We start from the raw sequence: 25,890 nt of genomic DNA, 5'->3' as shown, positions 1-25,890 counted from the left end.
GCCCGACCAGGTCGCCACGCCGGGGTGGCGGCCCTCGTGCCCCGACCCCGGGGAGAGCCATGGCGATTTTCCGCAGACTCCGCTCCACCTGGTTCGAGCGGAGCGCCCGCGACGGCAACGGCGGTGCCAATGGACGGGTGGCGTCCGTGCCGGCCGCACGCACCGTCGAGGAGGCCGCCCCGGCGCCCAGTCTCGACCCGGCCGTCGTGCCGCACTGCTTCGGCCCGGTGCCGAACTTCGCGCACAGCCCCCGCCCGGCACGCGATCCGCACGGACGGGTCGTGCCGGGCACCGGGCTGCGCAAGTTCGTCGACGTGCTGCCCACCCCGGGCCAGCTGGGCCGCAGCGACCTCGGTGGGTACCTGCCGGTGGCGGTGCCGGACACGATCAGCTATCCGGGATGCGACTACTACGAGATCGGCCTGCAGGAGTACGCCCAACGGCTGCACCGGGACCTGCCGGCCACCCGGCTGCGCGGCTACCGGCAGCTCAACCTGGGCACCGACGCGTCCGGCCACAACACGGTGGCGCCCCCGGAGCGGCCCTGGCACCTCGGGCCGATGATTCTCGCCCGCCGGGGCCGGCCGGTCCGGGTGAAGTTCATCAACCAGCTCCCCACCGGCCGGGCCGGCGAGTTGTTCCTGCCGGTCGACGACACGGTCGAGGGGGCCGGCACCGGGCCGCTGGACGGCCCGGCGCCGTACCCGCAGAACCGGGCGGTGCTGCACCTGGCCGGGGCGCAGACCGGCTGGACGAGCGCCGGCAACCCGGGGCAGTGGATCACCCCGGCCGGGGAGATCACCCCGTACCCGACCGGGACGGGCCTGACCCACGTGCCGGACATGCCGCCGCCCGGGGCCGGCGCCACCACGCTCTACTACCCCAACGAGCAGAGCGGCCGGCTGCTGTGGTTCCACGACAACACCCTCGGCCTGGCCCGGCTCACCGTCTACGGCGGGCAGCTCGCGCTCTACCTGCTCACCGACCCGGCCGAGGACCAGCTCGTCGCGGACGGGGTGCTGCCGGCCGACCAGCTACCGCTGGTCATCGAGGACAAGACGTTCGTGCCGGACGACACCCAACTGGCCGCCGAGGACCCGACCTGGGACCGGGAACGCTGGGGTGCCCGGGGCAGCCTCTGGCACCCACACGTCTACCAGCCCCGGCAGAACCCGTACCGGTCCGGCGGGCGCAACCCGACCGGCCGGTGGGACTACGGCCCCTGGTCGCGCACCACCGCCCCGGACGGCACCCGGAGCGACGGCTGGCCCGCGGTGGACGGCTGGCCGACGGCCGACGGCGTCACCGGCGGACCGCCGCCGACCGGACCCGGCCCGGTGCCGAACCCGCACCACGACCCGGTCGGCGCGCCGGACGAGCCGCCGCTGGGCCCCGGCACGCCGCACCCGTGCGCGGTGCCCGAGGTGTACGGCGACACCCCGCTGGTCAACGGCGCCGCCTACCCGTACCTGGAGGTGCGGCCGCGGGCGTACCGGTTCCGGATCCTCAACGCCTGCCTGGGCCGCAGCCTCAACCTCCAGCTCTACCGGGCCTGCTCGGACTCACCGATGTGGACGGACGACGGCGCTCTGGCCGACCCCGACGCCGGTGAGGTGCCGATGGTGCCCGCTGTGCGGTCGGCGGACCGACCGCCGGACTGGCCGACCGACGGGCGCGACGGCGGGGTGCCGGACCCGCGCGCCGCCGGGCCGGCGTTCATCCAGATCGGCAACGAGGCCGGGCTGCTGCCCGCCCCGGTGGTGCTGCCGAACCGGCCGATCGGCTACCGCTACGACCGGCTCGACCCGACCGTGCTGAACGTCGACGGGCACACGCTGCTGCTCGCCCCCGGCGAGCGGGCCGACGTGCTCATCGACTTCTCCGCCGTACCCCCGGGCAGCACGCTGATCCTGTACAACGACGCCCCGGCGCCGCTGCCCGGCTTCGACCCGCGCTACGACCAGCACACCGACGCGCCGGACCGGAGCGCCGAGGGCGGCCCACCCCCCACCGAGCCGGGGTACGGCCCGAACACCCGCACGCTGCTCCAGTTCCGGGTGACCGGAGCGCCGGCGCCGCCGTACGACCTTGCCCGGCTGCGCGGCCGGCTGCCCCTCGCGTACGCGGCCAGCCAGCGCCCGCCGATCGTGCCGCAGCCGGCGTACGATCCGGCGTTCGGCACGCGGACCGCGCGGGAGACGACCGTGCCGGTGCACGCCGGCACGGTCACCTTCACCCCGGCGGGCGCCACCGGGCCGGTCACCCTGCCCGTCGCGGTGAAGGCCGCGCAACAGGTCTTCGAGCCCGACCACGGCCGGCTGGCCGGCCGACTCGGTGTCGGGCACCCGCACGCCGGGCCGCTCACCCCGGCGACCCTGCCGCTCGGCCCCACCGACCCCGTCACCGAAGTGCTCTTCGCCGCCGATCCGGCCGTGCCGGTCGGCGCGCCGACCGACGGGACCCAGCTCTGGCGGATCAGCGGCAACGTGCGGCAGACCGAGCCGCTGGGCATCGGCGGCTGCGACGTGCAGCTGATCAACCGGGTGGGCTGGGACGGCACGCTCCGGCTCCCACACGGCAGCGAGCTGGGCTGGAAGGAGATCGTCCGGGTCAATCCCCGGGAGGACGTGGTGGTGGCGCTACGCCCGGTCGCACCGACGCTGCCGTTCAAGCTGGGCGACAGCGTCCGGCTGCTCGACCCGGGCCGCCCGGCCGGCGCCCGTACCGGCTCGACCCCGATCAGCCCGGCCGACGGGCGACCCGCCCTGGTGGTGAACCATCTGGTCAACCTGGGCTGGGAGTACCGCTGGCACAGCCAGCTCGCCGGCCACCGCGACCTCGGGATGAACCGGCCGTTGGTGCTGCGGGTGGCGCCGAAGGCACCGACCGGGCTGACCGCCACGCCGGCGCCCGGCTCGGCCACCGCGCTCCCGGCGATCGCGCTGGCCTGGACCGGCAACGGCGGTCGCCCGCCAGCCACCAGTCACCTGCTGCAACGGGCGACCGACGCGACCTTCGGCGGCGAGGTCACCACCATCACCGTCGCGGCCACCGCCACCCGCTACACCGACGCGACGGTCACCCCCGGGGTCACCTACCACTATCGGATCCGGGCGGAGAACGCCGTCAGCTACTCGTCCTGGTCGAACAGCGTGCCCGCCTCGGTGCACCTGGCCACACCGAGCGGGCTGGCCGCGGCGATCCCGCCGGCCGCGCCGCTGCGGGTGGCGCTGCGCTGGACGAACCGCTCCTTCGCCACCGGCATCGACGTGCAGCGGGCCACCAACCCGACCTTCACCAGCGGTCCGGGCACCACCGCGATCGGGGTCGGTGACAACCACCTGGACGTCACGGTCGCCCCGGACACCACGTACTACTACCGGGTGCGGACCACGTACCTGGGCGCCGCCTCGGCCTGGTCGACGGTGGCCGCGGTGAGCACCCCACGCGCGCCGGTCACGCCGAGCGGGGTCGGTGTCACCGCCAGCGCGCCGGGGCCGGACACCGCGACGGTGGTCCTGGCCTGGGCGGCGAGCACACCGGTCGGCCCGGGGGCCGGGTTCATCGTGCAGCGGGCGCTGGACCCGGCCTTCGGTCGGGAGGTGGCCACCTTCACGGTGACCGGTCGCGGCTTCACCAACACCGGTCTGGTGCGAGGCGTGACCTACCACTATCGGATCCGGTCGTTCAACGTCGTGGGCAGCTCGCCGTACACCGACCCGATGCCGGTCACCACTCCGCCGTGACCTGGCGACGTGCGCGGCGCCGGTCAGCGGGTGGGCGCCGGTCAGCGGGTGGGTGCGCGCAGCGGGGAGCCGACCGCACGGAGCTCGGCCAGCGCCGAGGCCACGCCGTGCAGCAGGTCGGTCGCCTCGGTGAGCCGGGCGGCGGCCGGGTGGGCGGTCTCGGGTCGGGCGTCCTCGGCCAGGTAGCCGGCGGCGGCGACCACCAGCCGTTCGTAGGCCGCGACCCCGCTCTCCAGTTGGGCGGTCAACGCGCCGTGCGCCTCGGCCAGCGGTGCCCGGGCGTCGGCCGGGGCCAGCCGCAGCGCCCGTTCGACGCTGGCCACCCGGGCGGCCAGGTCACGCAGCGACTGATCGGCGGCGGCGGCCTCCAGCACCGCCGGCTCGGCCAGCCCGGTGAGCCGGGGGGCCATCCCGGCCAGGGTAAGGGCTGCCCGGTCGAGTCGGACCCACTGCTGCCCGGCACTGGTGCCGCGCAGCGCGACCCGGCTGCGGACCCGGCGTACCTCGGCCAGCACACCCGCACCGACCGGCAGCCGCTCGACCGCCGCCACCAGCCGGGCCCGCGAGCGGGCCGCGGCCTCGGCCGGGTCCAGGGCCGGGGGCGCCGGCTGGGCGGCCAGCGCGCGCAGGTCGATCCAGCGCCAGGCGGCTAGCGCCAGCGCACCGCCCGCGGTGCCGGCCCAGGCCGCGTCGGGCAGACCGAGGCCGGCGTACGGGGTCAGGACGGCCGCAGCGCCGCCGAGCCCACCGGCCAGCACGCTCCACCGCCGGGCGGACCGGCGCAGCCGGCCCAATCGACGGAAGTACCGCGTCCGCTCGTCTGCCACTCTGACCTCCTCGGACCGGTCGTTCAGCCGGCGGCGGTCGGGTCGCCGGTGCCCCGTTCGCGGGCCATGCTGGCCCGGAGCTCGTCCAGCCGGGCAGCGGCGGCCGGGTCGCTGGCCGGGGCGGCCGCGCCGGTCGTTTCGCCCTGCGGCACGGCCGGTCGCTGCGCAGCGCCGCCGAGCTGTTCCCCGGCCATGCTGGACCGGATCTGTTCCAGTCTGGCCGAGCCGGCCGAGTCGATGGTCGCCTTCTGAATCTCCAGCATCCGTCCCTCGACCGAGTTGCCGGCCAGCTCCGCGCGGCCCATCGCGTTGGCGTACCGCCGCTCGATGCGGTCGCGGACCTCGTCCAGGGACGGGGTGGTGCCGGGTGCGGTCAGCGACGACATCGACTCCAGCGAGCGGGCCACCGTCTCCTGCATCTTGGCCTGCTCCAGCTGGCTGAGCAGCTTGGTGCGCTCGGCGAGCTTCTGCTGAAGGATCATCGAGTTGTTCTCCACCGCCCGGCGGGCCTGCGCGGCGGCGCCCAGCGCCTGGTCGTGCAGGGTCTTGAGATCCTCGGTGGCCTGCTCGGCGGAGACCAGCTGGGTGGCCAGGGTCTGCGCGGACTGCTCGAACCGCGCGGCCTCGGTCTCGTCACCCTTGGCCCGGGCCTGGTCGGAGAGCACCAGGGCCTGCCGGGCGTTGCCCTGCAACCGCTCGACCTCGGACATCTGCCGGGACAGCTTCATCTCCAGCTGACGCTGGTTGCCGATCACCGCGGCAGCCTGCTGAACCAGCGCCTGGTGCTGGCGCTGGGCATCCTCGATGGCCTGCTGAATCTGCACCTTGGGATCGGCGTGCTCGTCGATCTTGGCACCGAAGAGCGCCATCAGGTAGTTCCAGCCCTTGACGAACGGGTTCGCCATCTCCGCCGTATCCCCTCAGTAGCGTCGCTCCACCGCGGCCCGGCCGGATGGTCCGGCCGACCACGACCCGGCCGGTCTCCATCGTCCCAGCCGGAGGCCAACGAGGCATCCGTACCGGGCGGTCGACGGCACACCGGCAGCTCCTGCGCGCCACCCTACGCGGCTGGCGCCAACTCGCCCATGGTCAACCGGAAGGACGGGTTCAGGCGGCGCAGACCACGTCCCGGTCGCGCTCGGTGGGGCGGACCCGGGTGCTGCGCAGCGTGGCCTTGAGCGGCGATTCCTGGCGGACGGAGACGGCGACCTTGCCGTCGGAGGTGACCTGGCGAACGCCCCGGTTGGTGTTCCGGCGCACAGTGGGGGCGGCGCCGACGGGCACGGCCTCGGCCGACTCGTCCTGCATCGGGACCAGCACCCCGGGCATCTGCTCGGCCAGCGCCACCGTGTCGCTGACCTCGCGCAGCAACTCGGACAGGCGGGCGCCGAGCGCGTCGCAGATCGCGGCGAGCAGCTCGCTGGACGGCTCCTTGTGCCCGCGCTCGATCTCGGAGAGGTAACCGAGGCTGACGTTGGCGGCGGTGGACACCTCGCGCAGGGTGCGATGCTGCCCCTGCCGGCGCGCCCGCAGTGCGTCACCGATCACCCGGCGTAGCAGGACCATCGCACCTCCCCCTGAGGGATACCTCTCGCCCGGCGTCCCGCAGCCGGTCGCGGCGGACCGCGCCGGCCCCGAGCGCCGAAGCCTTCCCGCAACCGTACCCGGTGTGGGCCCGGGCGACATCCCGCCCCGCCCGTCGGTTCGCCGGGGACGACTCACCGTCGCCCGGCCCCGGCGGTTCCCGCCTCGGCGGCGCTGCCGGTCCCCGCCGCTTCCGCGGCGTCCGCGTCCGCCGCATCGGCGGCGTGGATCCGCTCGGCGAGCAGCCGCAGCGCCTCGGTCACCGCCGTCGAGCGGACGTGGTCCCGCCCGCCGTCCAGGTCGAGCTGGCGCACCTCACCGCCGTTCGGGCCGGCGACCGCGACGTAGACGAGACCGACCGGCTTGCCGTCCTGCGGCTCGGGACCGGCGACCCCGGTGGTGGCGAGCCCCCAGTCCGCGCGGCAGCGCTTCCGGCCACCCTCGGCGAGCGCCGCCGCCACGTCCGGGTCCACCGGCCCCCGCTCGGCCAGCAGCTCGGCCGGTACGCCGGCCAACTCGGCCTTCAGATCGGTGGCGTAGACCACCAGCCCGCCCTGGTAGACCCCGCTGACTCCGGCGATCTCCACGATCGAGGCGGCGAGCAGCCCACCGCTGAGCGACTCGACCGTTGCCAGGGTCTCGTGCCTCTGCGACAGGCTGTGCACCACGCCCGCGGCGGGACTACCGACCTCAGGGCTACCCACCGGCCGCTCCCGACCCTCTTTTCGCTCCATACACCCCGTCCTTCCCCACCCGTGCCCGCCCAACCCTCCCGGACCGGCGCTGTCGATCATGAAGGTATCGCCCCGACACGCCGCGCCGGACGGCAATAACTTCATGATCGACGGGGGGTGCGGCGGGGGCCGGGGGGGCAGCGCGGGTGGGGTCAGCGGGGGCGGCGGAGGCGGAGGGCCTGGGCTATGTAGTCGAAGCCGGTGGCGACGGTGACCAGGACGGCGGCGGCCATGATCCAGGGGCCGACGGCGGCGAGGGCGGCCGGCATCGGCCAGAGGTACCAGGCGATGGCCAGGATCTGGAGCGCAGTCTTGATCTTTCCGCCTCGGCTGGCCGCGATCACGCCGTGCCGGATCACCCAGAACCGCAGCCCGGTGATGCCCAGCTCACGGACGAGGATCAGCGCGGTCACCCACCAGGGCAGCCGGTCGTACCAGGAGAGCAGCACCAGGGCGGCGCCTGTGAGCGCCTTGTCCGCGATCGGGTCGGCGACCTTGCCGACCGAGGTGACCAGCCCGAACCGGCGGGCGATCCAGCCGTCCACCAGGTCGGTCGCGGACGCCACCGCGAAGATCAGACACGCGGCCATCCGCCAACCGGCGTGGCTCATCGCGGACACGACCACCGAGGCGGCGAAGACCGGCACCAGCACCAGCCGCAACGCGGTCAGCGCGTTGGCCGCGTTGAGCACCGGCGGCACCCGAGGAACCACCCGGGCCGGCGTCGACTCCGTCGCCCCAGTCACCGGCTCGCCCCACTCGGGCCGCCGTGGCGTTCCCGACACCGCACCACCTGGCTCCCCCGCTCCACTCGGGCCCGCCGTCACCGTGCCGCGCCGGGCGCCGCCGAGATCATCTCATCCGGCACGGCGAGCAGGTCCACCCCTTCGGTGCCGGTCACCCGGGCCCGCACCAGGTCACCCGGGCGCAGCGCGGCCAGGTCGACCCCGCCCTCGACCGGGGCGACCAGGGTGGTGGAGCCGTCCACCTCCGGCGCCTGGTGCGCCGCCCGGCCCTCCACCACGCCATCGACGATCGAGTCGACCAGCACCTCGACGGTCGAGCCGAGCCGATCCTCGGCCCGCTGCGAGCAGAGCTCGTCGGCGAGCGCGCTGAGCCGGTCGTAGCGCCGCTTGATCGTCGCGGCGGAGACCTTGCCAGGGAGCCCGGCGGCCTCCGTGCCGTCCTCGTCGCTGTAGTCGAACATGCCGATCGCGTCGAGCCGGGCCTCGGTCAGGAACCGGACCAGCTCGTCGACGTCGGCGCGGGTCTCGCCGGGGAAGCCGACGATGAAGTTGCTCCGGGCGCCCGCCTCCGGGGCCAGCGCCCGGGCGCCCGCCAGCAGCTCCAGGAACCGGTCGGTGGAGCCGAACCGGCGCATCCGGCGCAGCACCGGCTCGCTGGAGTGCTGGAACGACAGGTCGAAGTACGGAGCCACCCCCGGCGTGGCGGCGATCGCCTCGACCAGCCCGGGCCGGGTCTCGGCCGGCTGGAGGTAGCTCACCCGGACCCGGACGATGCCGGACACCGCGGCGAGCTGCGGCAGCAGCTTCTCCAGCGCCCGGGGATCGCCCAGGTCCTTGCCGTAGGAGGTGGAGTTCTCGCTGACCAGCACCAGCTCCCGGACGCCGGACTTGGCCAACCACTCGGCCTCGGCGAGCAGCTCGTCAGGGGTACGCGAGACGAACGCCCCACGGAAGGCCGGGATGGCGCAGAACGCGCAGCGCCGGTCGCAGCCGCTGGCCAGCTTCAGCGAGGCGACCGGGCCGGTGTCCAGCCGGCGGCGCAGCACCTGACGCAGGTGCGCCGGGGTGTGCTCGTCGGTGTCGACGGCCGTGCGCGCCGGCGTGCCGTGGCCGGGCAGCGACACCGCGGCGTCGCGCCGCTTCACCGGGGTGAGCGGCAGCAGCTCCCGCCGGTCCCGGGGGGTGTGCGCGGTGACCTGCTCGCCGGCGACGACCGCGTTCAGTCGGGCGGCGATGTCCGGGTAGTCGTCGAAGCTCAGCACCGCCTGCGCCTCGGGCAGGCTGTCGGCCAGCTCCCGGCCGTACCGCTCGGCCATGCAGCCGGCGGCCACCACCTTCGCGCCGGTCTCGGCGGCGGCGAGCAGGGTCTGGATCGAGTCCTGCTTGGCCTTCTCCACGAAACCGCAGGTGTTCACGACCACCACGTCGGCGCCCTCACCATCCGTGGTCACCTGCCAGCCGTCGGCGTGCAGCCGGGCGGCCAGCTCCTCCGAGTCGACCTCGTTGCGGGCACAGCCCAGGGTGAGCAGGGCGACGCGACGGCCCTCGGCGGCGGACGACAGCTCCAGCGGCGCCGAGCTGGAGTCGGAAGGGGAGGTGGCAGACACCATCCGAGGGTACCGGGCCAGCCGGGAAAGCCCGTGCACGCGGGCGGCCGAGAGATCGGGCGCACCCCCTTCGGTCCCCGGCCCGCTCCTCAGCCCGCCCCGCTGTGCTGCGGTGCGGACTCGCTCGGCAGTCGGGACAGGGCGGTAGAAAGCAGCCCGCCGAGTTGTGCGGCCTCGATCTCGCCGGCGCCCGGCCCGCGGACCAGCAGCAGCACGAGGTCCCCCCGCCGACCGACCACCCGATCCGGCCCGGCGTACGCCTCGTCACCCACCCCGGGCAGCGGGACACCCGTGCTCCGCCCGACGGTCAGGTTGAACCGCGCCATCATCCCCCGGGTGACCTGGAGCACGAGGACCGTCGCCCCGCTGCCGTCGACGAACGACGCCGTGCCCCGCACCTGACCGGTGCTCGTGGCCGGTCTGACCAACGACACCCGCCGACCGGTCGCGGCGCCCACCTCCGCCGCGCTGAGCAGGCGCTCCGGCTGGACCGCGCGGTGAGTCGCCGTGGCAGGCAGGGCGGTGCCGGGCAGCAGGTCGTCGTCGGCGTACGCGTCCGGGTCGGCCTGCTCGGGAGCGGCGCGCTGGACGGTCACCCCGAGCACCCGCCGGGTCCACGGCCGGACCCGTGCGGTGACCACGTCGCCGAGCCGGCACTCCCCCGCGATCTGCTCCGGGATGATCCAGGCGCGGAGCCGCTCGGCGTGGCCGTCGTCGATGACGAGGTAATGGTTGATCGTCCGCCCCGGCCCATCGTCCGACGTCTGCCGCTGCCACACCTGGTGCCAGAGCACCTCGCCGGTGACCGTGGCCGGGGCCACCAGGTCGACCAGCGCCCGGAGGAGGAGATATCCGGCGAGGCCGAGCAGCGCGAACCCGAGCAGGACGAAGCCGAGCGTGACCGGGCGGAGGTCGGTGAACCCCATCGAGCCGGCCGACGAGTCCCCGGTCGAGGCGAGGAACACCCCGCCGACCACCCGAGCGAACGTCCAGCCCAGCAGGCCGGCGATCAACGCCCGGAAGACGACCCAGCCCAGCGGCTGGCCGTACCTGGGCAGCCCGCGCGGATAGCTGACGCTGACCCGGCGCCACCGGCCCCCGTACGACGACCAAAGCCGTCTCCGGTCGGCCATGCCCAGGTCGATCACCTGCGAAGCCACCCGGGTGACGCCGAGCGCGGCCCCGTACGACAGATAGCGGTCCCAGACCGTGACGGCGGCGGGCGGCAGGTCGGCGAAGCTCTCGTGCCCGGCGAGCCAGGCGCGAAACCCCAGCCAGCGGGCGGCGGCGGCCCGGCCGGCGGGGGTGTCCCGTTCTCCGAGGTCCCGGCCGGCGAGGCCGGCGAGCGCGACGATGGTGACGAGGAAGGCGGCGACGGGAGCGAACGGGTCCTCGCCAGAGCGGGCCACGTAGTGCCAGACCCCGCCCGCGACCCCGCCGGCGGCGACAGCGCCGAGCACGGTGAGCAGGGCAACCAGTGCCCGCGAGAATCGCCGACGGGAGAGCCCGAGCCGCTGGGCGTCGGCCACGATCGACCGGCGCAGCCGCTTGGCCCACGAGGCGGATCGGTTGGCTTCCGAGAATCCCAGTGCGGTCAGCGGCACCATCCTGTCGACCGCGCGGGCCGTCACCCGGTCGAAGACCTGCCGCTCGTACCGGTTGAGGTCGTCGGGGGCGCGGCCGGTCAGGTGCACCGTGGTGTGCCGGGGATCGGGGCCGGCCTGGCGCAGCTCCAGGTAGTGGCGCGCGGCGAGGTCGAGCAGGGTGGACTCGGCGGCGTCCACGGTGATCTTCCAACGGTTGGCCAGCAGGCTGACCACGGCCGGCGGCTCCTGGCCGGGGAACTCCATGGCAGGGGGCGCCGAGGCCACGGCGGCGGGCCGGCTGGCCAGCCGGGTGATCCCGTAGACCAGCGCCCAGAGGGCGAGGCTCGCGACCGGCAGGCCGATCTCGACGACCGGGTCGGAGAGTCCCATCACGGCGGGCGGCTAGAACCGGACGGAGACGTCAGTGCGCTCCGGACCGGTCGCCTCGAAGTACGACTCCGGACGGAAGCCGCCCAGCCCGGCGATGACGTTGGTGGGCAGGGTCTGCACGGCCGTGTTGAGCGATTGAACGGACGAGTTGTAGAACTGCCTCGCGTAGGCGATCTTGTCCTCGGTGGCGGCCAGCTCCCGCTGCAGCCCGGCGAAGTTCTCACTCGCCCGCAGCTGCGGGTACGCCTCGGCGACGGCGAACAGCCGGCCGAGCGCCACCGTCAACGCATCCTCGGCGTCGACCCGCGCCGGCCCACCACCCGCCACCGTCGTGGCCGTGGCCCGTGCGGCGGTCACCGCCTCCAGGGTCGCCCGCTCGTGCCCGGCGTAGCCCTGCACCGTCGACACCAGGTTGGGGATCAGCGAATGTCGCCGTTTGAGCTGGACGTCCACCTGCGCCCAGGACGCATGCACCTGGGCCCGCAACCGCACGAGCCGGTTGTAGCCGCCGACCGCGACGACCAGCAGCACGACGACGAGCACCACCAGGACAGCTACCAGCACCAGCCCGAGGTTCATGACACCTCACGTTCGGGTTGCTCCGCCGGCCCCGTCGCGGCGGTCGCCCCCATGATGATCGGTTCCCGGGGCCGGCAACTCCGCCCGGTCGCCTATGCGACCGTCCACTGTTCGGTCAGTCCCGATCGCGCCGGCTCGCGAACCGGTCAGCGCGTCGCGGCTCCCACCCGGGTCAGCCGGTCGAGCAGGAAGACCTCGGTCCCGGCCAGACCCGTGGAGCAGAAGACGGAGACCTGGTCCGCGGTTGTCCGGCCGGGGACCGCGCCGGCCAGGATGCCGCCCAGGTCGCGCAGCCGCCCGGCGTACGGGGGCGTGGCGGCGAGCATCGGCGGCCGGTAGTCCGCCGCCTGGGCCGGCGAGTCGGTGACCAGCAGGTCGGCGGCGTCCAGCAGGTCGGCACCGAACTCGCTGCGATCACGCTGCTTGAAGCCGACCGCGTTGACGTGCGTGCCGGGGCTCAGGTCGGCGGCGCGGAGCACCGGGGTCGGGCTGGTGGTGGCGAGCACCACCATGTCCCGCGCGGTCACCGCCGCGCTGGGCTCGGCGACCGCGCGGGCCGGCACACCCAGTTCGGCGCGGACCCGCGCGGCGAAGGCGTCCCGCCGGGCGGCGGAGCGGCTGTGCACCACCACCTCCCGCAGTGGGCGGACCGCCGCGGCGGCCCAGACCTGGGTCCACGCCTGCCGACCGGAGCCGATCACGCCGAGGGTGGCCGCGTCCGGTCGGGCCAGCGCGTCGACCGCGACGCCACCCAGCCCTCCGGTACGCCGGGAACCCAGCTCCTCGCCGACCGCGACCGCCCGGATCGCGCCGGTGCGGGCGTCGTGCAGCACCACCAGCTGCTCGCCCTGCGGGTGGCCGAAGGTGTCGTACGAGCGGAAGCCGTACCACTCGTCGACGAGGTGACCAGCGGTGAGCACCATCCGCCCACCACCCAGCGGGGCGGCGGCCCGGGGCGGGGCGACCAGCCGCCCCTCGTACGCGGCCAGCAGGGCGGCGCGCATGGCGTCGACCGTGGTGGCGGCGTCCAGCGCGGCGGCGACCTCGGGGTCGGCGTAGAGCAAGGTCATGACCGCCATACTGCAAGTTGAAGTGAGGTGCAGGTCAACGTGGGGTGGCGGGGGTCACCGAGTCGTCGGCGGACCGACCGACCGCACGCCGCCGACGGGGCCCGGTGCTAGCGTCGATGGCGGTGGCCCGGTTCGCCCGTGGCCACTCCGGACGAGTGGTGGGCGTACCCGGTCAGGCCAAGACGCCCCGTGTCACGTGCAGACTCCGCTCGTCCCGGCGCGAGAGCCCGGGCGCTCCCCGTGAGGTGAATGATGGCCTGGCTGGTACTGGTGATCTCGGGAATGTTGGAGACGGCGTGGGCGATCGCCCTGGACCGCAGCGCCGGCTTCAGCCGGCTGGTCCCGTCGCTGGTGTTCGCGGTGACCCTGCTGCTGAGCATGGGCGGGCTGGCGTACGCGCTGCGGGAGATCCCGGTCGGCACCGGGTACGCGGTCTGGGTCGGCATCGGCGCGGTCGGCACCGCCCTGGTCGGGATGCTGGCGCTCGGCGAGTCGACGAGCCTGCCTCGGATCCTGTGCCTGCTGCTGGTGGTGGCCGGCGTCGTCGGCCTGAAGATCTTCCACTGAGTACCGCGCGGCGCGGCACCGTTACGCGTGACCAGCGCCCACAGTGGGTAGAAATCGATCCATCACGACAGGCTCTCAACCGGAGGCAGACATGGCCGACATGCCCAGCACCGCCCGCCCGCGCAGCAACGCCGCCCGGATCCTCACCATCGTGGGCTTCGTCTTCGCGGTCCTCGCCCTGTTGCTCAACCCGATCATCTTCGGCGTGCTCGGCGTGATCGCGGGCATCGTCGGCGCCGTGCTCGGCGACAAGCCGCTGGGCTGGTACGCCGCCGCGGCCAGCGTCGTCGCGGCCGTGATCGGCCTGGTGGTCTTCGCCGCGCTGATCAACAACTGACCACTTCTCCGCCGCGGGCCCGCCGGACACCGGCGGGCCCGTCGCGTTGCACGGTCATTCCCCGTCGCCGCGCAGGCCGGCGAGGACCTCCTCCATCTCGTCCGGCTTGACCAGCACGTCGCGCGCCTTGGAACCCTCCGAGGGGCCGACCACGCCACGGGTCTCCATCAGGTCCATCAGCCGGCCCGCCTTGGCGAAGCCGACGCGCAGCTTGCGCTGGAGCATCGAGGTCGAGCCGAACTGCGAGGTGACCACCAACTCGACCGCCTGTGTCAGCAGGTCGAGGTCGTCGCCGATGTCCTCGTCGATCTTCTTCTTGGTGTCCTGCGCGGGGGCCAGCACGTCCTTGCGGAACTCCGGCTCGCGCTGGTCCTTGCAGAACTTCACCACGTCGGCGATCTCGCGCTCGGTGACCCAGGCGCCCTGGATCCGCACCGGCTTCGAGGCGCCCATCGGCAGGAAGAGCCCGTCACCACGGCCGAGCAGCTTCTCCGCGCCCGGCTGGTCGAGGATGACCCGCGAGTCGGCCAGGGAGGACGTGGCGAACGCCAGCCGGGACGGCACGTTGGCCTTGATCAGACCGGTCACCACGTCGACCGAGGGCCGCTGGGTGGCCAGCACGAGGTGGATGCCGGCCGCCCGGGCCAGCTGCGTGATCCGGACGACGGAGTCCTCCACGTCGCGCGGCGCCACCATCATCAGGTCGGCCAGCTCGTCCACGATCACCAGCAGGTACGGGTACGGGCGCATCTCCCGCTCGCTGCCCGGCGGGGCCTTGATCTCGCCGTTGCGCACCTTGCGGTTGAAGTCGTCGATGTGCCGGACCCCGTTGGCGGCGAGGTCGTCGTAGCGCATGTCCATCTCACGGACGACCCAGTCCAGCGAGTCGGCAGCCTTCTTGGCATTGGTCACGATGGGCGTGACCAGGTGCGGGATGCCCTCGTAGCCGGTCATCTCGACCCGCTTCGGGTCGATCAGCAGCAGCCGCACCTCGTCCGGGGTGGCCCTGGTGAGTACGGACACCAGCAGTGTGTTCAGGCAACTGGAGTTGTGCGTGGGGATGCACGCACGACTGGCCAGGTACAGGTGGCTCGGGCTGTCGACCTCGATGCATCGGACGGGTACCGAGGGGATCGGCCGCACGTCCACGATGTAGCGCTGCGAGGTCGTCGCGCGCGTACTGATCACCTGGCGGCTTGCTTTGCGCGTCAGCCGAAAGACCTTGTCAGCCGGGGTGAAGTGGATCCGATAGCAGGTGGAGGTCAACTCACTCCGACCTTTTACCCGCTTGGTCGTCATTGTGGCCTGGTAACCGAGCCCGATGATCAACTCGAGAGCATCCTGCGCCAGACGCTCATTGGTGAGTGCGAGCTCGACTCCGCCTCGCGCGGAAACCGTGCCATCGGTGTCCAACAGACCCGCCAGCAGGGCTCGCCGCTGCTGCTCAGAAGATCGCAAATAGATGGCAGGGATGTGTTTCGTACCAAGCTCGCGGAACAACTGCCGCAGCGTCCGGTATCGGTCACGGGAAGGAGCTCCCGGCTCGATGTGGCTCGGCGGCTGAAGCCTTTCCTGACCGCGGGCTGCCAGACACACCGCGGAAAGGCCGACCCCGAGCTGCCTGGCCGCCCGAGCGAGGCTCACGCCCCGGGTGAATAGCTCCACAGCCTCGGCGATTCGCCCGTCCCGCTCCGGCCTGTTCGAGATCGTGTACTGCATCCGGCTGGCGGGATGCTTCGTCACGACGTACCCGTCCAGACGAATGTTGTCCAGCAACTCCTGTTCGTCGCACGTAAAACCCGCCGACCCGGTGGTGCCATCACCCAGCCAGCAGCCCAAGGTGTACGGCGCGATCGGTAGATCCTGCTCTGGATAGTCAAGCGCTCCGCACACTGCCACCGCGTGATTGGTCCAGGATCCGCTACGCCCGACCACCCGTAGCGAGGCTGCTATCTCTGCCGTCGTGACTGGTCGATCGTCAAAGCTGCGCCTCCGACCTGATCGTCCCGGATCTGCGACAAGCTCGCGCAATGCCTGGTAGACCCGGTGACGGGAATAGGTAGGGACCCGGCGGGTCACCTCGCGACTACCCCGCAGGTAGCTGGTCAGCGCGTTTCCTGGTTCCTTGGGCAACCCACGCACGATCCGGTACAGCACGTTCCGGAACTGCTGGCCGACATCTGCGATGACCTCGTCAGTCGACACCGGCCGATCGAGATCCGACAGCACAGTGTCGGCCCGTGCAGTCACCCGCTGCACATCATTGACGGACCAGTAGGAACCATCCTTCCAACGGTGGGTTCGCTGGGTCCGGCCAGCCCTCGTCGTCGTCTGCCACTGATGCTGGGCGTCGGCAACGATGACCGTGCCATCGGAAAACTCCACCTCGTAACAGGGGCGGTCATACATGACCGGGGTGGCGGCGACGATGGTGCACGGCCGGCCCTGCTCGTCGAACACCTTCCCGCCTACCCGGAGGGCACCCATGGTGGACCAGCCGTCAGGCGTCGGGATCGGTGTATCGAGGGCCAGCGCCTTCCCAGCACCCGTCGCGCCCGCGATGAGGATGTGTGGCATCTTGGCGAGGTTGGCCACCACGTAGCCGCCCTCGATGTCCTTGCCGAGCGCCACCACCATCGGGTGGTGGTCGCTGGTCGCCGCCCGCGAGCGCAGCACGTCGCCGAGCGCCACGTTCTCCGGGTCGGTGTTGGGGATCTCCACACCGACCGCGCTCTTGCCCGGGATCGGGCTGAGGATCCGCACGTCCGGCGACTTGACCGCGTACGCGATGTTGCGGGAGAGCTGGGTGATCCGTTCGACCTTGACGCCGTGCCCCAGCTCCACTTCGTACCGGGTGACCGTCGGGCCCCGGGTGAAGCCGGTGACCGCGGCGTCCACGTCGAACTGGTCGAACACCCCGGTCAGCGCGGCGATGACCTCGTCGTTGGCCTTGCTGCGGGTCTTCGCGGCGGCGCCGGCGCTGAGCATGTTGGCCGGCGGCAGGGTGTAGTCGCCGGCCAGGCCGGTCAACGCGAGCTGCTCGGCCCGGGTCGGCGCGGGCGAGTGCTCCGGTGGCTCGGCCGGCTTGCGGCTGGCCGGCACCTTCGCCGGCGCCTTGCGCGGCAGCACCATCGTCTCCTGGAGGTCGGCGCCGTCCAGGTCGTCGAAGTCGTCCGGGTCCACCAGCGGCGGCATCCGCTTCGCCGGTCGCTTACGCGCCGGCCGCAGGGCCGTCTCGTCCGCCTCCTCCTCGGTGGCGTCCGGCGGGGCGACCAGCCCACCGGCGAGCAGACCCAACCGCTCGGGAATCTTGTTGATCGGCGTCGCGGTAACCACGAGCAGGCCGAAGAGCAGCAGCAGGATCAGCAGCGGCACCGCGACCCACGCGGTGACCGCGCGCTCCAGCAGGCCGCCGACGCCGGCGCCGACCAGACCGCCGGCGAAGTCACGCTGCACCGGGTCGACCGGGTCCTGCCCGATCTGGAGCAGCGCGGCGGTCGACACGAGCAGTGAACCCCAGCCGATCAGCCCCCGGCCCCGGTGTGCCGGATCGGCCGGCTGGCGCATCAACCGCCAGGCTCCGATCATCAGCAGCACCGGCACGACCACGGAGATCGCGCCCAGGAACAGCCGCACGGTGTCGGCCAGCCGCGCGCCGACCGGGCCCGCACCGGAGAACCAGAGCGCGACGGCGCTGAGCAGGGCGAGGCCGAACAGCAGCAGCCCGCCACCGTCGCGGCGGTGCTCGGGGTCGAGGTCGCGGGCGGAGGCGGCCTGCCGGCCGGCGGCTCGCACCGCCCAGCCCATCCCGTGCGCCAGGCCCATCCACAGTGCACCGATCGCGCGGCCCACGTAGACGGCCGGCCCCGGTCGGGCGGCCGCGGTGCGGCGCCGAACCGGTGCCCGGGTCTTCTTCGCCGGTTGACGGGCACGGCTGTTGGTGCCACCGCGCGGCGACGCGCCGCGTCGCCGGCTCGCCTGAGAGGTACGGCCCGCCATAGAGTCACGGTAACGGCGGGACCCGGCAGATCGCCGCTTTTCCGGGTCGTGTCCGCGCGTCGCACCACGGACCGCGCCGCCGGCCGTGATATCCGCCTCAGAAGGGATGCCCGATGGCGTCGCCGGGATTCGAGGACGATCCGCTGGCCGGACACCCTGACGCGTTGCGTCCGCTGACCGGCGAACTGGTCGCGGCGGTGCTCGCCGCGCGCGGCCGGCCGGTCGGTCGAGCCGTCAACGGCGACCTGGTGGGCCGCTTCGACGACAACCTGATCTGGTTCCTGCGCCTCGGCGGGGACGGCGAGCTGCTCCAGGTCCGCACCCTGGTCGCGCCGACCTTCCCCATCGAGCAGGTGCCCGCGCTGTACGCCTTCTGCAACTCGTGGAACCACGACCGGCTCTGGCCGAAGGCGTTCGTGCACGTCGACGACGACGGCCGTGCTCGGGTCTGTGGCGAGGTGATCACCGATCTGGAGCGCGGGGTGACCCCGCACCAGCTCGACCAGTTGCTCGACTGTGGCATCTCGGCCGGCTGCCAGCTCGCCGTGGCGGTCGGCCGGCTGCCCGGCGCGGTGCCGGCATGACCGGCCGGGAGGAGTCCACGAGCAGCCGGACCGACGATCCCGGCGCGCCGGGCGCCGGGCCCGCTGACCGGGCCGCCGTCCGTCGCGTTCCGGCGCTGGTAACGGCGCTCGCCGACGCCCGGGACCTGCCCGACGGGTCGGGCCGGCTGGTGGCGCTGGAAGGGCTCGCCGAGCGGGCGGACGCGGCCGGGGACGCGCGGACCGCGGTGGAGGCCCGCTTCGCGCTGATCGAGGCGTACCTGCTGCACGGGGAGCGGTGGCGGCTGGTCGAGCCGGTCCGGCGCTGCCGGGTCGCCACCGACCACCGGCCCGAGCTGCTCACCGACGCCGAGGCCGGTTCGCTGCTGCGCTACCAGCGGTTCGCGGTGGAGGCGCTGCTCGGCACCCCCCGGGTCGGGCTGGACCAGACCCGGTCCCTCCTCGACGATCTGGCTCACCGGGTCGGCGCGGACGGGCCCGACGCGCCGACCGTCGCGGAGCTGCGCTGCCGGATCGCCGACCACCTCGGCGACGAGCCCACCGCCCGCCACTGGTACCAGCGGTGGGCGGGGACGCGTCCCGGGGCGACCGGCGGTTGCCCGGGCTGCGCCCCGGCCCGGCGCGCGGAGCTGCTCGCCGGCTGGGGCGAGTGGCGAGCCGCGCTCGCCGAGCTGCGGGAGTGCGCGGACGAGCCGGGGGCCTGCACGGACCAGCCCGAGCGGGCGCTGGTCGCGGGGCTGCTGCCCGCTCTGCGGGCCGGCGAGCCGGAGCGGGCCGCGGCGGCACACGTGCGGGCGTACCGGCGGCACCGGCGCGAGCGCGCGGCGTTCCCGCACCTCGCCGCGCACCTGCGGTTCTGCGCGCTGGGCGGGCATCTGGAACGCGGGCTGGAGGTCCTGACCGAGCAGCTGCCCCGGTTGGACCGGCCCACCGACGACCTCGCCGCGATGGAGTTCGCCGCCGCGGGGGCCCTGGTCTGCGGGCTGGCCGTGGAGGCCGGCCTGGGCGGGCGGACGGTGCACCGCCCCGCGTACGGTGACCGGCCGGCCACCGAGCCGGACGTGGCCACCCTCGGTGCGCTGCTGGTCGGGGTCGCCAGCGAGCTGGCCGGCAGCTTCGACGCCCGCAACGGCACCGGCCACCACTCCGGTCGGATGGCTGCCTGGCTGGCCGAGCGCCCACTCGCGGAGCCGGTCCCGCTGCCCGCCGACGACGAGCCCGTTGAGGGTCCCGATGACGGGCTGGGCGAACGTGAGCTGCTGGCGCTGACCCTCGACATGGTCACCGCGGCGCTGGACCGGCGCGGCGACCGGTACCTGGTGGATGAGGGGGGCACGGTGGTCGGCCGGTGGGGTGCCGCGGTGATCCAGTTCCGTCGGGCGGGCGAGAGGGGCGAGGTGCTGCACACCCGGGCCATGGCGGTGCGCCGACTGCCGGTGGCGCGGCGCGCCGAGGCGTACGCCTTCTGCAACGCGTGGAACCACGACCGGCTGCTGCCCAAGGCGTACGCGCACGACCTCGGTGAGGATCTGGTGCTGGCCGGCGACGTGGCCACCGACCTGGCGCACGGGGTGGCGCCGGCGCAGCTGCTGGTGCTGGTGGACGCCGCGATCGCCACCGGCGTCGCCTACGCCGAGGCGGTCGCCGCGCTGCCCTGACCCGTGAAATGGCGACGCCCGCCGGCACACGGGGTGCGGGCGGGCGTCGTGACGCGCGGGTGTCAGACCTCGACGACGGTGGGCACGATCATCGGCCGACGACGGTACGCGTCGTTGACCCACCGCCCCACGGTCCGCCGGACGATCTGCTGGAGCTGGTGCGGGTCGGTGATGCCGTCCGCGGCGGCCCGGTTGAGCGCCTCGGTGACCAGCGGGATCACCGGGTTGAACGCCTCCGGGTCCTCGGAGAAGCCCTTCGCGGACAGGGTCGGGCCGGCGACCACCTTGCCGGTGACCGAGTCGACGACCACCGTGGTGGCGATGAAGCCGCCGTCGCCGAGGATCCGTCGCTCGGTGAGCAGGGACTCGCTGACGTCGCCGACCGCGAGGCCGTCGACGTAGACGTACCGGCTCTTCACGTGCCCGACCAGGCTGGCGCGGCCCTCGACCAGGTCGACCACGTCGCCGTCCTCGCAGAGCACCACCCGGTCGGCGGCCACCCCGGACTCGATGCCCAACCGGGCGTGGGCGCGCAGGTGGCGCCACTCGCCGTGCACCGGCATCAGGTTGCTGGGGCGGACCACGTTGAGCAGGTAGAGCAGCTCACCGGCCGGGGCGTGCCCGGAGACGTGCACCTTGGCAACGTCCTTGTGCACGACCACCGCGCCGGCCCGGGCCAGCCGGTTGATCACCCGGTAGACCGAGGTCTCGTTGCCCGGCACCAGCGAGGAGGCCAGCACGACGGTGTCACCGGGGGCGATGGTGATGTGCCGGTGGTCGCCGCTGGCCATCCGGCCCAGCGCACTCATCGGCTCGCCCTGCGAGCCGGTGGACATGAGCACGATCTGGTCCGGAGGAAGCGTGGTCGCCTCCTCGATCCCGATGACCAGGCCGGCCGGGATGTTGAGCAGGCCGAGGTCCCGGGCGATGCCCATGTTGCGGACCATGGACCGGCCGATCAGCGCCACCTTGCGGCCGTGCTCCGCGGCGGAGTCGAAGACCTGCTGCACCCGGTGCACGTGCGAGGCGAACGAGGCCACGATGATCCGGCCCTTCGCCTTCACGAAGATCGAGTCGAGCACCGGCCCGATCTCCCGCTCCGGGGTGACGAAGCCGGGGATCTCCGCGTTGGTGGAGTCGGACAGCAGCAGGTCGACGCCCTCGGCGCCGAGCCGGGCGAAGCCGGCCAGGTCGGTGATCCGGCCGTCCAGCGGGAGCTGGTCCATCTTGAAGTCGCCGGTGTGCAGCACCAGGCCGGCCGGGGTACGGATGGCCACGGCCAGGGCGTCCGGGATCGAGTGGTTGACCGCGAAGAACTCACACTCGAACGGGCCGAGCCGTTCCCGGCCGCCCTCCCGCACGGTCAGCGTGTACGGCTGGATCCGCCGCTCGGCCAGCTTCGCCTCGACCAGGGCGAGGGTGAACTGCGAGCCGACCAGCGGGATGTCCGGCTTGTGGGCGAGCAGGTAGGGCACCGCGCCGATGTGGTCCTCGTGGCCGTGGGTCAGCACGATCGCCTGGACGTCGGCCAGCCGGTCCAGGATCGGGCCGAAGTCGGGCAGGATCAGGTCCACGCCCGGCTGCTCGACGTCGGGGAAGAGCACCCCGCAGTCGACGATCAGCAACTTGCCGTCGAATTCGAAGACGGTCATGTTCCGACCGATGGCGCCGAGCCCGCCGAGCGGGATGATCCGCAGGCCACCTTCCGGCAGCGGCGGGGGCAGTTCCGCCTCGATGTGCGCCTCGGTCACGCGTTCACCTCATTCTGCGACGCCGTCACTCGGCGCCCATCGTGTCGTTCGATCATTCGGGAAGCTCCAGGCCCGCTGCCGCGAAGTCCGCGCGCAGCTGGGCGATCTCGTCGTCGGTGGCGTCCACCAGCGGGGGTCGCACCGGGCCGGCCGGCAGGCCCAGCGACGCCAGGCCCGCCTTCACCAGGATGGTGCCCTGGGTGCGGAAGATGCCGGTGAACAGCGGCAGCAGCCGCCGGTGCAGGGCGAGCGCGGCCGGCATGTCCCCCGCGTCGTACGCCTCGATCATCTGTGCGGTCAGCGCCCCGGTGAAGTGCGTGGAGGTGCCGACCAGGCCGACACTGCCGACGGCCAGCGCCGGCAGGGTGAGCGCGTCCTCGCCGCTGTAGAAGGCGAGGGAGGTCCGGCTGGTCACCCAGCTGGTGGCCGTCAGGTCGCCCTTGGCGTCCTTCACCGCGACGATCCGGCCGTGCTCGGCGAGCCGGACCAGCGTCTCGGTCTCGATCGGCACGCCGGCGCGGTGCGGGATGTCGTACAGCATCACGGGCAGGCCGGTCGCGTCGGCCACCGCCGTGAAGTGCCGCAGCAGGCCGCTCTGCGGCGGCTTGTTGTAGTACGGAGTGACCACCAGCAGGCCGTGCGCACCCGCCTTCTCGGCGGCGGCGGCCAGCTCGATGGTGTGCCGGGTGTCGTTGGTGCCGACGCCGGCGACCACCTTGGCGCGGTCACCGACGGCCTCCGCCACGGCCCGGATCAGACGCTCCTTCTCCGCGTCGGTGGTGGTCGGCGACTCACCGGTGGTGCCGTTGACCACCAGCGCGTCGTTGCCCTGCTCGTCGACCAGGTGGCTCGCCAGACGGGCGGCGCCGTCGAGGTCGAGCGAGCCGTCGGGAGTGAACGGGCTCACCATGGCCGTGAGCAGCCGCCCGAAGGGGCGGGACACCGATCGGTTGGCGGCGTCAGGGTGGTCGTGCGTCATACCCTCCAACCTAGCGGACGACCAGCCGGGGCCTGCCGGGGAAGGCCTCAGGACGCCTCGTGCGGGCTGGCCGCCACCTCGGTGCCGTCCGGCAGCGTGGAGATCACGAAGTCGGCGAACACGTTCGGGGCGACCCCCTGCAACTGGCGCAGGCACTCCACGGCCAGCTCACGGATCTCGACGTCGGCCTGCTCGGTGGCCCGCATCGCGATGAAGTGCCGCCATGCCCGGTAGTTGCCGGTGACCACGATCCGGGTCTCGGTGGCGTTGGGCAGCACCGCGCGGGCCGCCTGCCGGGCCTGCTTGCGGCGCAGCGTCGCGTTCGGCTCGTCGGAGAACCGCTGCTCCAGCCCCTCCAGCAGCTCGTTGTACGCGCGCACGCTCGCCTCGGCGGCCTCCACGAAGCGCTTGTGCAGCTCCGGGTCGTCGGCGATCACCGCCGGCTCGACCATGGCCGCGTCCCGCTCCGGGACGTACCGCTGGGAGAGCTGCGAGTACGAGAAGTGCCGGTGCCGGATCAGCTCATGGGTGAAGGAGCGGGACACCCCGGTGAAGTAGAAGGTGACCGAGCCGTGCTCCAGCACCGAGAGGTGCCCGACCTCGAGGATGTGCGCGAGGTAGCCGGCGTTGGTGGCGGTCGCCGGGTTCGGCTTCTTCCACGACTGGTAGCAGGCCCGGCCTGCGAACTCGGCGAGCGCCTGGCCACCCTCCGCGTCCGTCGACCACGGCACGTCGTCCGGGGCCGCGAACTGGGTCCACGCGATCAACCTGACCTGGGGCTGCACCATCTCCGGCATGCCTCGGACTGTAGTGGTCCCTGGCCCTGCGCCCAACTCGGGCTCGCGGTGGCGAAACCGCCCAGTCGCCGCCAAACCGCCGACACTTCGCGGTCCTCGTGGCTTCGCAGGTGTCGAAGGTCTCGACGAACCGAGCCAGCGCCGGGCCGGCCCTGGCCATGTCCCCGGCTGCCCTGTCGAGCTGCCCCGGATAAGGGGCACGGCATCGCCGCCCATCAGCCGAGCCGTGCCGCCTGACCCGCGCCGTCCAAGCCCCTGCCATCTCGGCATCGGCCCACCCGGCGAACCGCGCTCTCCGGACCGATGCCATCCGGTACCTCAGGCCGGGCACGGCGCCGCGCCCCATGTCTGGGGCAGCTCGACAGGACGGTCCTGGTCCGGGCAGAGACCGGCCGCACCGCACCACACCTCCGGGCTTCGGGGAGCCGGGCCGCTGGGGTCAGACGTACAGCGCGGTGAACGGCGCCCAGGGCAGGTTGCGCAGCACCGAGAAGGCGAGCCACGCGGCCAGGAAGCCACCGATGACCTTGGAGCTGATCCGCAGCTCGGGCAGCCGCCAGCCGAACGCCTGGTTGCCCGCCCAGGCCACGAAGAGGTACGCCAGGAACGGCAGCGCGAAGACGAACAGGAAGTGGTGCCGGGCGGCGGCCGGCAGGTCACCGTGCAGCACGTACCAGAGCGCTCGGGTGCCGCCGCAGCCCGGACAGTCCAGCCCCGTGGTCAGCTTGAGCAGGCAGGTCGGCGCGGCGTCCGGGTCGGCGTGGGTCGGGTTGCTGAGCAGCGCGTAGCCCATGCCGGCGGCGACGCAGCCGACCGCGGCCAGCGGCACCGCCCAACGCGGCGAGCGCTCGTAGAGCCGCAGCACGAACCGGGTGAGCCGGTCCGGCTCGGGGGCCGGGTATCCGCCCGGCGGGCTCGTCGGCCAGCCGGCCGGGTCGGTTCCGACAGCACCGGCCGGCGAACCAGCGGCCGGGTCGGCGGTGACCGTCGGGGTCGACGCGACCGGCTGCGCTTCCGGTCGCGGGTCGACCGCACCGGGCGCGGGCTGCGGCTGGTCGACCGGTCCGGGAGTGCTCGTCACGCGCTCACGGTACACCGGACACGCCGGCCAACGCGGCGGTGAGCGGACCGGCCAGATCGCCGGCCGCGGGGGGCGCCACCGCGTCCAGCCCGAGCCAGCCGGCCAGCCGGTACAGCTCGCCGGCGAGCGCCACCGCGGTCTCCCCCGGGTCGGCGCCGGGCTCGATCCACGCGGCCGGCACCAGCAGCACCCCGGCCCTGCGGTCGGCCTTCAGGTCGACCCGCGCGGTGAACCGGTCGCCCTGCAGGAATGGCAGCACGTAGTAGCCGTACACCCGCTGCGGCGCCGGGACGTAGATCTCGATCCGGTAGGTGAAGTCGAAGAGCCGTTCGGTGCGGCCGCGCTCCCAGATCAGCGGGTCGAACGGGCTGACCAGCGTGTTGCCCCGGACCCAGCGCGGCAGCCGGGCGCTCGCGTGCAGCCAGGCCGGCTGCCGCCAGCCCGGCACGGTGACCGGCACCAGCTCACCCGCCTCGGCCAGCTCCGCGACGGCCTGGCGGGCACCGGCCAGCGGCAGCCGGAAGTAGTCGCGCAGCTCCGGCTCGGCGGCCACTCCGAGCGACCGCGCGGCGAGGGCCACCAGGCTGCGGTACGCCTCGGCGTCGGTCGGGGTCGGCGCGGCCAGCACGGCGGCGGGCAGCACCCGCTCGGGCAGGTCGTAGCGGCGGGCGAAGGAGGTGGTGCGCTCCGCGGCGGCCACCTCGCCGGCCCAGAACAGGTATTCCAGTGCGCGCTTCACGGCCGACCAGTTCCACCCCCAGTTGCCGGTCTCCCGGGGGGCGTCGTGCTCGATCTCGGCGGCGGTCAGCGGACCACGGGCCGCCACCTCGTCGCGCACCCAGGCGACCAGCTCCGGCTGCTCCTGGGCGATCCGCCGCATGCCACCCCAGGACTCGCTGTGCGCCCGGGCCATCCGCCAGCGCAGCATCGGGTGCAGCCCGACCGGGACCAGCGACGCCTCGTGGCCCCAGTATTCGAAGAGCTCCCGTGGGCGGCGGTAGGCGGCCTGGTCGAGCAGGGTGGTCGGATAGGGCCCGAGCCGGCTGTAGAGCGGCAGGTAGTGCGCGCGTTGCAGCACGTTGACCGAATCCATCTGGATCAGACCGACCCGGTCGAGCACCCGGCGCAGATGCCGCCGGGTGGGCACCCCGGTCGGCGCCGGGTCGGCGAAGCCCTGGGCGGCGAGCGCCACCCGCCGGGCCTGGGCGAGCGAGAGTGATTCCGGTGCGGCCATCGTCGGCGACCTTAAATCATCGGTACGACGCCGGTGCGGGAAGCTGGACTCGGAC

At 73.5% G+C, this 25,890-nt stretch carries 20 protein-coding genes, 1 pseudogene and 1 riboswitch; of the genes and pseudogenes, 5 read left to right on the top strand and 16 right to left on the bottom strand.

Going from position 1 to position 25,890, the window contains the following annotated elements; genetic code table 11:
• Nucleotides 1-59 precede the first annotated feature (59 nt).
• Nucleotides 60-3,746 carry a hypothetical protein gene (locus BUS84_RS31230; RefSeq protein WP_074317972.1) on the top strand — a complete coding sequence of 1,229 codons (3,687 nt, stop codon included), beginning with the start codon at nucleotides 60-62 and terminating at the stop codon, nucleotides 3,744-3,746.
• A gap of 41 nt (nucleotides 3,747-3,787) precedes the next feature.
• Here the strand turns inward: BUS84_RS31230 and pspM are convergent, their stop codons facing one another.
• The 9 genes from pspM to BUS84_RS31185 form a co-directional block, all read right to left on the bottom strand.
• Nucleotides 3,788-4,573, bottom strand: a complete 786-nt coding sequence (gene pspM, locus BUS84_RS31225; protein ID WP_074317970.1) for a phage shock envelope stress response protein PspM — start codon at nucleotides 4,571-4,573, stop codon at nucleotides 3,788-3,790.
• A 23-nt stretch (nucleotides 4,574-4,596) separates the two neighbouring features.
• A complete protein-coding gene (locus BUS84_RS31220; protein WP_074317969.1) occupies nucleotides 4,597-5,478 on the bottom strand; it encodes a PspA/IM30 family protein in 882 nt (293 codons plus the stop codon).
• 202 nt (nucleotides 5,479-5,680) lie between these two features.
• Nucleotides 5,681-6,139, bottom strand: coding sequence for a helix-turn-helix domain-containing protein (locus BUS84_RS31215; protein WP_074317966.1), 459 nt, complete (start codon nucleotides 6,137-6,139; stop codon nucleotides 5,681-5,683).
• Nucleotides 6,140-6,291: 152 nt separating this feature from the next.
• The gene (locus BUS84_RS31210) at nucleotides 6,292-6,891 is read right to left on the bottom strand and encodes a CinA family protein (protein ID WP_074317959.1); all 600 of its coding nucleotides are present in this window, start codon (nucleotides 6,889-6,891) and stop codon (nucleotides 6,292-6,294) included.
• 152 nt (nucleotides 6,892-7,043) lie between these two features.
• Nucleotides 7,044-7,637 (bottom strand): CDP-diacylglycerol--glycerol-3-phosphate 3-phosphatidyltransferase, encoded by a 594-nt coding sequence (pgsA, locus tag BUS84_RS31205; protein ID WP_074317957.1) that lies wholly within the window; start codon nucleotides 7,635-7,637, stop codon nucleotides 7,044-7,046.
• Nucleotides 7,638-7,714: 77 nt separating this feature from the next.
• Nucleotides 7,715-9,247, bottom strand: a complete 1,533-nt coding sequence (gene rimO, locus BUS84_RS31200) for a 30S ribosomal protein S12 methylthiotransferase RimO (protein ID WP_074319239.1) — start codon at nucleotides 9,245-9,247, stop codon at nucleotides 7,715-7,717.
• 86 nt (nucleotides 9,248-9,333) lie between these two features.
• Nucleotides 9,334-11,220 carry a DUF2207 family protein gene (locus BUS84_RS31195; RefSeq protein WP_074317954.1) on the bottom strand — a complete coding sequence of 629 codons (1,887 nt, stop codon included), beginning with the start codon at nucleotides 11,218-11,220 and terminating at the stop codon, nucleotides 9,334-9,336.
• A 12-nt stretch (nucleotides 11,221-11,232) separates the two neighbouring features.
• Nucleotides 11,233-11,799, bottom strand: a complete 567-nt coding sequence (locus tag BUS84_RS31190; protein WP_074317951.1) for a LemA family protein — start codon at nucleotides 11,797-11,799, stop codon at nucleotides 11,233-11,235.
• A 146-nt stretch (nucleotides 11,800-11,945) separates the two neighbouring features.
• Nucleotides 11,946-12,869, bottom strand: coding sequence for an ornithine cyclodeaminase family protein (locus BUS84_RS31185; protein WP_074319238.1), 924 nt, complete (start codon nucleotides 12,867-12,869; stop codon nucleotides 11,946-11,948).
• Nucleotides 12,870-12,988: 119 nt separating this feature from the next.
• A riboswitch (guanidine-III (ykkC-III) riboswitch) is annotated at nucleotides 12,989-13,061 on the top strand.
• 60 nt (nucleotides 13,062-13,121) lie between these two features.
• On the opposite strand from BUS84_RS31185, the gene BUS84_RS31180 reads away from it, so the two are divergent.
• Nucleotides 13,122-13,436 carry a DMT family transporter gene (locus BUS84_RS31180; RefSeq protein ID WP_074319237.1) on the top strand — a complete coding sequence of 105 codons (315 nt, stop codon included), beginning with the start codon at nucleotides 13,122-13,124 and terminating at the stop codon, nucleotides 13,434-13,436.
• A gap of 91 nt (nucleotides 13,437-13,527) precedes the next feature.
• Nucleotides 13,528-13,773 carry a hypothetical protein gene (locus tag BUS84_RS31175; RefSeq protein WP_074317950.1) on the top strand — a complete coding sequence of 82 codons (246 nt, stop codon included), beginning with the start codon at nucleotides 13,528-13,530 and terminating at the stop codon, nucleotides 13,771-13,773.
• A 54-nt stretch (nucleotides 13,774-13,827) separates the two neighbouring features.
• Here the strand turns inward: BUS84_RS31175 and BUS84_RS40975 are convergent, their stop codons facing one another.
• Both BUS84_RS40975 and BUS84_RS40970 read right to left on the bottom strand, forming a co-directional pair.
• The gene (locus BUS84_RS40975; protein WP_425293512.1) at nucleotides 13,828-16,182 is read right to left on the bottom strand and encodes a DNA translocase FtsK; all 2,355 of its coding nucleotides are present in this window, start codon (nucleotides 16,180-16,182) and stop codon (nucleotides 13,828-13,830) included.
• A 108-nt stretch (nucleotides 16,183-16,290) separates the two neighbouring features.
• Nucleotides 16,291-17,772: pseudogene (locus BUS84_RS40970) on the bottom strand (DNA translocase FtsK 4TM domain-containing protein); the annotation flags it as partial.
• A 113-nt stretch (nucleotides 17,773-17,885) separates the two neighbouring features.
• Here BUS84_RS40970 and BUS84_RS31155 point away from each other — a divergent pair.
• Nucleotides 17,886-18,356, top strand: coding sequence for a type III secretion system chaperone family protein (locus BUS84_RS31155; protein ID WP_074317948.1), 471 nt, complete (start codon nucleotides 17,886-17,888; stop codon nucleotides 18,354-18,356).
• Nucleotides 18,353-19,993, top strand: a complete 1,641-nt coding sequence (locus tag BUS84_RS31150) for a type III secretion system chaperone family protein (RefSeq protein WP_084757657.1) — start codon at nucleotides 18,353-18,355, stop codon at nucleotides 19,991-19,993. Before BUS84_RS31155 ends, BUS84_RS31150 begins: the two co-directional genes overlap by 4 nt.
• Nucleotides 19,994-20,055: 62 nt before the next feature.
• Here the strand turns inward: BUS84_RS31150 and BUS84_RS31145 are convergent, their stop codons facing one another.
• The 5 genes from BUS84_RS31145 to BUS84_RS31125 form a co-directional block, all read right to left on the bottom strand.
• Nucleotides 20,056-21,744 carry a ribonuclease J gene (locus BUS84_RS31145; RefSeq protein WP_074317946.1) on the bottom strand — a complete coding sequence of 563 codons (1,689 nt, stop codon included), beginning with the start codon at nucleotides 21,742-21,744 and terminating at the stop codon, nucleotides 20,056-20,058.
• Nucleotides 21,745-21,796: 52 nt separating this feature from the next.
• Complete coding sequence (gene dapA, locus BUS84_RS31140; RefSeq protein WP_074317944.1) at nucleotides 21,797-22,723, bottom strand: 4-hydroxy-tetrahydrodipicolinate synthase; 927 nt, start codon at nucleotides 22,721-22,723, stop codon at nucleotides 21,797-21,799.
• Nucleotides 22,724-22,770: 47 nt separating this feature from the next.
• A complete protein-coding gene (gene thyX, locus BUS84_RS31135) occupies nucleotides 22,771-23,511 on the bottom strand; it encodes an FAD-dependent thymidylate synthase (RefSeq protein WP_074319235.1) in 741 nt (246 codons plus the stop codon).
• A gap of 448 nt (nucleotides 23,512-23,959) precedes the next feature.
• Nucleotides 23,960-24,601 (bottom strand): DUF2752 domain-containing protein, encoded by a 642-nt coding sequence (locus BUS84_RS31130; RefSeq protein WP_074319234.1) that lies wholly within the window; start codon nucleotides 24,599-24,601, stop codon nucleotides 23,960-23,962.
• A 4-nt stretch (nucleotides 24,602-24,605) separates the two neighbouring features.
• Nucleotides 24,606-25,835 carry a winged helix-turn-helix domain-containing protein gene (locus BUS84_RS31125; protein WP_074317941.1) on the bottom strand — a complete coding sequence of 410 codons (1,230 nt, stop codon included), beginning with the start codon at nucleotides 25,833-25,835 and terminating at the stop codon, nucleotides 24,606-24,608.
• Nucleotides 25,836-25,890: the final 55 nt, after the last annotated feature.

Origin of the sequence: Micromonospora cremea (assembly GCF_900143515.1) — a bacterium.
Taxonomy (GTDB): Bacteria; Actinomycetota; Actinomycetes; order Mycobacteriales; family Micromonosporaceae; genus Micromonospora; species Micromonospora cremea.
The sequence above is the reverse complement of the archived record's forward strand: the minus strand, read 5'-3'. Positions and strand labels throughout refer to the sequence as shown.

Bases quoted from the DNA above. Each gene is read 5' to 3' on its own strand.
- BUS84_RS31185 (WP_074319238.1), bottom strand. From the start codon at position 12,869: ATGACCTTGCTCTACGCCGACCCCGAGGTCGCCGCCGCGCTGGACGCC.
- BUS84_RS31180 (WP_074319237.1), top strand. From the start codon at position 13,122: ATGGCCTGGCTGGTACTGGTGATCTCGGGAATGTTGGAGACGGCGTGG.
- BUS84_RS31155 (WP_074317948.1), top strand. From the start codon at position 17,886: ATGGCGTCGCCGGGATTCGAGGACGATCCGCTGGCCGGACACCCTGAC.
- BUS84_RS31195 (WP_074317954.1), bottom strand. From the start codon at position 11,220: ATGGGACTCTCCGACCCGGTCGTCGAGATCGGCCTGCCGGTCGCGAGC.
- BUS84_RS31215 (WP_074317966.1), bottom strand. From the start codon at position 6,139: ATGGTCCTGCTACGCCGGGTGATCGGTGACGCACTGCGGGCGCGCCGG.
- rimO (WP_074319239.1), bottom strand. From the start codon at position 9,247: ATGGTGTCTGCCACCTCCCCTTCCGACTCCAGCTCGGCGCCGCTGGAG.
- BUS84_RS31230 (WP_074317972.1), top strand. From the start codon at position 60: ATGGCGATTTTCCGCAGACTCCGCTCCACCTGGTTCGAGCGGAGCGCC.
- BUS84_RS31190 (WP_074317951.1), bottom strand. From the start codon at position 11,799: ATGAACCTCGGGCTGGTGCTGGTAGCTGTCCTGGTGGTGCTCGTCGTC.
- BUS84_RS31220 (WP_074317969.1), bottom strand. From the start codon at position 5,478: ATGGCGAACCCGTTCGTCAAGGGCTGGAACTACCTGATGGCGCTCTTC.
- BUS84_RS31125 (WP_074317941.1), bottom strand. From the start codon at position 25,835: ATGGCCGCACCGGAATCACTCTCGCTCGCCCAGGCCCGGCGGGTGGCG.
- thyX (WP_074319235.1), bottom strand. From the start codon at position 23,511: ATGGTGCAGCCCCAGGTCAGGTTGATCGCGTGGACCCAGTTCGCGGCC.
- dapA (WP_074317944.1), bottom strand. From the start codon at position 22,723: ATGACGCACGACCACCCTGACGCCGCCAACCGATCGGTGTCCCGCCCC.
- BUS84_RS31175 (WP_074317950.1), top strand. From the start codon at position 13,528: ATGGCCGACATGCCCAGCACCGCCCGCCCGCGCAGCAACGCCGCCCGG.
- BUS84_RS31210 (WP_074317959.1), bottom strand. From the start codon at position 6,891: ATGGAGCGAAAAGAGGGTCGGGAGCGGCCGGTGGGTAGCCCTGAGGTC.
- BUS84_RS40975 (WP_425293512.1), bottom strand. From the start codon at position 16,182: ATGTATGACCGCCCCTGTTACGAGGTGGAGTTTTCCGATGGCACGGTC.
- BUS84_RS31150 (WP_084757657.1), top strand. From the start codon at position 18,353: ATGACCGGCCGGGAGGAGTCCACGAGCAGCCGGACCGACGATCCCGGC.